A 5498-nucleotide genomic window follows, 5' to 3' on the forward strand; every position below is an offset into this window, starting at 1 on the left:
TTTTTTTGTTCTGCCATGTGTTGTAACCTCCATCAGAAATCAATTACATCATTTTCTGATGAAAAGCAATCATTTTGCAGATTAATAATAGTTTCGAAATAAAGTTTAATTGCGGCATTCGCGGTTGTTGCCGGTCAATGATCTATTCTCTTGTGAATTCACACCCAGATCGCATACCATTTTCGTTCATGGTGTCGAATAGTACTGCAATGACCCGTGATCGGTACCCGGTGATTCTTGTGCACGGGTGGAACAGCCACCCTGGTATCTGGAAGGGACTGGTTGTTCGTCTTGAGGCAGCAGGGATCCCGTACAGGAAATTTGATCATACCGGAATGAAGGGGGCTTCATTGCCGGAGATTGCCGAATCATCCAAAGTTTTCTCCAGGATGTTCGGAAGGAAAACGCCTGGTCCGGACCTGTCGATATTGTGTGCCATTCGATTGGGACCTGTATTGTCCGATACCTCCTTGAGGTTGTGGATGGGACAGAACGAAAACAAGCAGTCCGACAGCTGATCGGTCTCGGTCCGCCCAATAAAGGCTCGGCTCTTGCGGAACTTTTTAATGATCCACAACGGGGCGAGGAGATAATCAACAAGCTCACCGGCGTATTTGTCCCGCAGGGGTATGATCCGGCCGCTGACCGGCTCGTGCAGGACGTTCGACCCGAAAGTCCGGTGATACACAATCTCCGCACAGCGGGATTACGGTCAGACATTACCTATCGGATTATCGTGACCGCAAATCCCGAAGATATTCCTGGATTCTTCCCCTGGTTTGAGGGAAAGACCTGGGAGATGGCTGCGGATGGAAGATACCGGGCGACCCTTGACGGCGATGGTATTGTGGCGCACCGGGAGTCTGTACTTCCGGGCATATCACTTGATATCCTGTCAGCATCCACTGAGCGGGAGGATCATCTGCCGGCACCTGACCAGTACTGCCATATCAACCTGCCCAGAAATCCCCTCGTGATTGACCGGATTATGCACTACCTGACAGACACGGCAGGTAAGAAATAATCACTTTCCACCGATAGCTGGGCTCACTTTATTCCAGACCTCTTTTTTGACCGCCGGGAAAAAAAGTTACTCTATCCCGCCCTGTATCGTGATCGTCTTTTCAGTCACCGGGATCTTCTTTCCCGACCGTTCCAGTGCCTGGCCGACGACATATCGCACGCCGCTACAGCACGGTACCTCCATATGGGCAACCAGTATCGATTTGATCGCGTGGCGGGAGAAGATCTCCGCCAGTTTCGTGATGTATCCGTCAATGTCCGAATCCAGTTTCGGGCAGAAGATAATCACAATCCGGTCCCGCAGGAGCTCCGCATGAAACCCGGCGCAGGCAAAGGGGACACAGTCAGCAGAGATCAGCAGATCGGCGTTGTCAAAATACGGGGCTGCCGGGTTCAGGAGTTTAAGCTGGACCGGCCACTGCCGAAGTTCGGATTCGGTTTTTTCCGATGGCTGCCGGTTGATGGCAGCGGTGTTTCGGGAAATGCTCCGTGCTGCGGATCCCGGACAGGCTGCGAACGGCGGGTGACCGGCATGTGCAGGTGGAGGGTGGCACACGGGGCTGTCAATGGCGGGAACGGCGATGGTATGTCCCTTCAGATATTCAACCGCCTCGTCATACAGGTCCATCTGCCCATGGCCGGCAAGATGTTCGAGATGGGCTTTAATCACTGCTTCTCCCTGCCGGACGATATTTTCCATCACGGTCTTCTCACCGTAGGGTTCAGCTTCGCGCTCGATGACGCTGATCGCTCCCTCCGGGCAGGTGCCGATGCAGACCCCTAGCCCATCGCAGAAGAGATCACTTACGAGCCGTGCCTTCCCGTCAATGAGCTGGAGGGCCCCCTCCGGGCAATCCGGGATGCACTGCCCGCATCCCGTGCATTTGTTTTCGTCGATACTGATTATCTTCCGTTTCATATTGTCGCTCCCGGATTTTGGGAGATCTCTCCTGTGATCGCATGGTTATTTGAGTAAATCAACCATGCATCCCTATCGTGGGGGTTTGGCCCTGACGTGACTTCTGATACAGCGGTAATTTTCATGGATATTCATCTCCCCAATTATTTTTTCCCGTTGTATGGCAGGATCCGGGTTACAACACACGTACCTGGCATCCGGTGTTGGCATCAATGACCTGCGGGTCTCGTATAACATCGCTTGGTACGTGAAACAGGCTGGCTTATCCTGGTGGTAGTATTGTCCCTTGGTGTAATAGATACCCTGCTTGGCCCAAAACTCCCGGCGTTTCTTTTCCCCGCCGGTTTCGATGCGCTGGTGAAAAATTTCGATCTTAAACCCTGCACTACCGGGGAAACCGACCTTGCCCGGATAGTACCGGCCCAATACCTGCGGGCGACGATTTGTACACTATCGTGGGGAGATATTCCCGGAAAATGTTGGATTGCCTCCGGGAAAAACCTTCATAAGAATTAATGCTAAAAAATGTCAAACAATGAGCAGGATGAAAGGAGTTGATTGAACCGTGGCAGAGCCAGTGAAAAAAATGGTCCGGTATGTGTGTCTTGAATGCCACTACATCTATGATCCGGTAAAAGGAGATCCGAAGAACGGGATACCCCCAGGTACAGCATGGGAGGATGTTCCTGACACCTGGCGTTGCCCGGAATGCAAAGTCTGCAAGGCAAAAAAAGGTGTTTTCAAGCCGCTTGATGAATAATCTTCTTTAATAAAATAATTTTTTTCGTAGTGATAGAACCTTCAAGGAAATTGGTTTTGATGCTGTTAGTGATGGAGTGAGCAGGCCGTTGATTGGGTCGCCGTTCCGTGAAATAGGAGCGGGGGTCTGTGAGCGGAACGGGATGGAGATGAGTACCAACGGACCGGAGTGCAGCGGAAACGAACAATCCCGACCGGTCCTCGTGTCGCTTAATCACATTTTAGATGATCCTATTTTATTACGAAATAAGTCCCCGGAGAATATACCCTGGGAGGAAAACGAAAGAATGATACTCGATGCACGGGTGAGACCCCCGTTTAAAAGTCTCAGAGAGGTACTTGCACCGACACCGGGAGCGCGGCCCTCGGTCAAACGCAGCCCCCTGGTGAGCGGGTACGAACGCCCGCAGTCCATGGTCCAGAAATCGGTTGAGCTGTTCCTGCAGGAGATGGATGAAGCCGGTGTGGACAAGGGGATCCTGGTGGGCAGGCAGGCAGGACACCGTGTTGTCTCCAATGACGACATCGCGGAACTACGTGACCAGTACCCTGGCAGGTTTCCCCTTGCTCTTGCGGGCATTAACGGGATCGATGTACCGGCTGCCATCCGTGAGATCGAACGCACCATAACAAACATGGGATTCAACGGCATTGCCGTTGACCCCGGTTGGTGGGTTCCCCCGATGTATGTGGATGACCCCCGTATTTACCCGGTATATGCAAAATGCGCAGAACTGGGAGGCGTACTCTATCTCACCTGCAGCCTTATGCAGGGACCGGATATTTCGTATGCCGAGCCGTGGCGCATCCAGCGTGTGGCAAATGACTTCCCGACCCTGCAGATCGTTGTTGTACACGGGGCATTCCCCTATACCAGCGAGATGCTCGGGGTTATGATTGCCAATGCACCTCTCGGAAACCTGTGGGTCCTGCCGGATTTCTTCCAGTTCATCCCCGGTTTTCCGGGGGCTCAGGACTGGGTGGTGGCTGCCAACCACTACTTAGGGGACCGGATACTCTATGCTTCATCGTACCCGGTACGGCCCCTGAAACAGAGCCTTGCAGAATTCCGGCGTTTCTCGTACAAACCCGGCGTGCTGGAGAACCTCCTTGCTCAGAATGCCGCGAACCTCTTTGGGATGAAAATATAACTCCGGAGAAAGGATGAAATGACCCACATGAATGCGGAAATCAAAGCGGAATTGCTGGCACTGGGAAAAGTTGATGTCGAACCGTCGTTGTTGCCACGGCCTTCCCGTTCTACGGCGGGTCCCGGTACAGGACTGCGGTCCATATTCTTTAAATCCGGAGGTCACCGGGTTCGCCTGGAGATCACTGCGGATTCACCGTTAAAGATGGTACAGCAAAACGGGGCTGTCGTCATCCTGAAGGACGACAAGGAACTGGTGCGGGGAGTCATTGACCCGGTGGTGGCGCACTGTCCCGAACAGACGTACATCACCATCAGTGAACAGTGCAGGTATGACTGCAAATTTTGTTCGGTCCCCAAGTTCCAGGGGAAGATCAAGACCCTGGACCAGGTTCTTGAAATCGTTGAAAAGGTAAAAAAAAGCGGGAACCTGAAGACGATTGCATTTACTTCAGGAGTTGCAACAACACCGGAAGACGAGATCGACCGGGTTGTGGACTATGTACAGGCAGTAAAAAAATACAATGTTCCTATAGGTGTCGCGGTCTACCCGACACTGGGTTCATCGCAACGGCTCAAAGACGCGGGAGTGACGGAAGTAAAATACAATGTGGAGACCATGGACCGGGAGATCTTTGAGCGGGTCTGTACCGGAAGAAAAGGCCACTCGCTTGATTTTATTCTCGATTCTTTACGCGATGCGGTAAAGGTATTCGGGAAGAACCGGGTCTCTTCAAATATTATTATCGGTCTCGGTGAGACCGATGAATGTGTCAGAAAAGGGGTCGAATACCTGGCAAAGATGGGGGTCATCGCCGTTTTACGCCCGATCACTATTTCTCCCTATCGTAAAGGGGAGATTTTAGCAACACGGCCCAGCGCCAGGAGGTTGCTGAAACTCACGAAAATGACGCGTGATATACTTAAAAAATATGACCTGCATGTCGAAGACTCGCAGACCATGTGTCTACCCTGTACCGGCTGTGACCTGACACCCGGTCGTGATGTGTGACGAAAGAATGAAGGTGGAGCGGTCGTCGTGACTGACAGCGATGTGTCCCGGGAGTGTTGGGAAACCGGGTGGTTCCTGATGAGTAAAACTAAGCCGGAACATGGGGACACATGGGTGCGTATCAGCAGCACCGTTATCATCAACGGGCAGGATTCAGGGATACCAGACGATTATAAACAGGCAATCTGTGATTATTTCGTGATCCCGTCCCTGAATGCTCCCCGATTCTTCCCTTTTTTGGGGACAACCACGAACGGTGACTGCGGTTAATTTTTTAAAATCTATGAGGATACCTGGCACTGCTCACAGTCTTTTTCCGATGGATTCCATGGCTTCAACTACTGTATTCGGGCGCGGTTTGATGATTGCCACAGGAATGTCGACTATTTTTTCAACGATAGAAGCGAGCACTGGTGCACAGACAATACCAGCGGCTCCCTCGCGTTGTGCAGTGACTGCGGCGATGATGCACTCGTCAATAGAATTTGCCGCATACCCGCGGATGGGGCATATCGCGCCTTTGACAAGTATTGTCTGTCCTTCGATCTCATCGAGCAGGAACCTGGCAGCTATGACTGCGATGAACTGGGTATACCTGGGTTCGAGATGTCCAATGATCTTTCTGACGGTGGAAA

6 protein-coding genes are annotated in these 5498 nt (G+C 52.0%); 4 read left to right on the plus strand and 2 right to left on the minus strand.

Annotated features, from left to right (window positions below):
• Positions 1-430: 430 nt before the first annotated feature.
• Positions 431-1024, plus strand: a complete 594-nt coding sequence (locus tag ABSG49_RS11890; protein ID WP_424026349.1) for a lipase family protein — start codon at positions 431-433, stop codon at positions 1022-1024.
• Between the two features lie 66 nt (positions 1025-1090).
• Here ABSG49_RS11890 and ABSG49_RS11895 read toward each other — a convergent pair whose 3' ends face one another.
• Complete coding sequence (locus tag ABSG49_RS11895; protein ID WP_424026350.1) at positions 1091-1942, minus strand: ATP-binding protein; 852 nt, start codon at positions 1940-1942, stop codon at positions 1091-1093.
• Positions 1943-2507: 565 nt separating this feature from the next.
• Here ABSG49_RS11895 and ABSG49_RS11900 point away from each other — a divergent pair.
• The 3 genes from ABSG49_RS11900 to ABSG49_RS11910 all read left to right on the plus strand — a co-directional run bounded on the left by ABSG49_RS11900 (position 2508) and on the right by ABSG49_RS11910 (position 4863).
• Complete coding sequence (locus tag ABSG49_RS11900) at positions 2508-2702, plus strand: rubredoxin (protein ID WP_424026351.1); 195 nt, start codon at positions 2508-2510, stop codon at positions 2700-2702.
• Between the two features lie 286 nt (positions 2703-2988).
• Positions 2989-3852: an amidohydrolase family protein gene (locus ABSG49_RS11905; RefSeq protein WP_424026352.1), complete on the plus strand. Its 864-nt coding sequence runs from the start codon at positions 2989-2991 to the stop codon at positions 3850-3852.
• A 204-nt stretch (positions 3853-4056) separates the two neighbouring features.
• Positions 4057-4863, plus strand: coding sequence for a radical SAM protein (locus ABSG49_RS11910; RefSeq protein WP_424026353.1), 807 nt, complete (start codon positions 4057-4059; stop codon positions 4861-4863).
• A gap of 303 nt (positions 4864-5166) precedes the next feature.
• Here the strand turns inward: ABSG49_RS11910 and ABSG49_RS11915 are convergent.
• A partial coding sequence (locus tag ABSG49_RS11915; RefSeq protein ID WP_424026354.1) for a helix-turn-helix domain-containing protein occupies positions 5167-5498 on the minus strand: 332 nt, incomplete at its 5' end.

The organism is Methanoregula sp. (assembly GCF_049510175.1).
Taxonomy (GTDB): Archaea; Halobacteriota; Methanomicrobia; order Methanomicrobiales; family Methanospirillaceae; genus Methanoregula.

What these genes read in the sequence shown, in the direction of transcription:
- ABSG49_RS11895 (WP_424026350.1), bottom strand. Translation starts at nt 1,942, where the DNA reads ATGAAACGGAAGATAATCAGTATCGACGAAAACAAATGCACGGGATGC.
- ABSG49_RS11905 (WP_424026352.1), top strand. Translation starts at nt 2,989, where the DNA reads ATGATACTCGATGCACGGGTGAGACCCCCGTTTAAAAGTCTCAGAGAG.
- ABSG49_RS11910 (WP_424026353.1), top strand. Translation starts at nt 4,057, where the DNA reads ATGGTACAGCAAAACGGGGCTGTCGTCATCCTGAAGGACGACAAGGAA.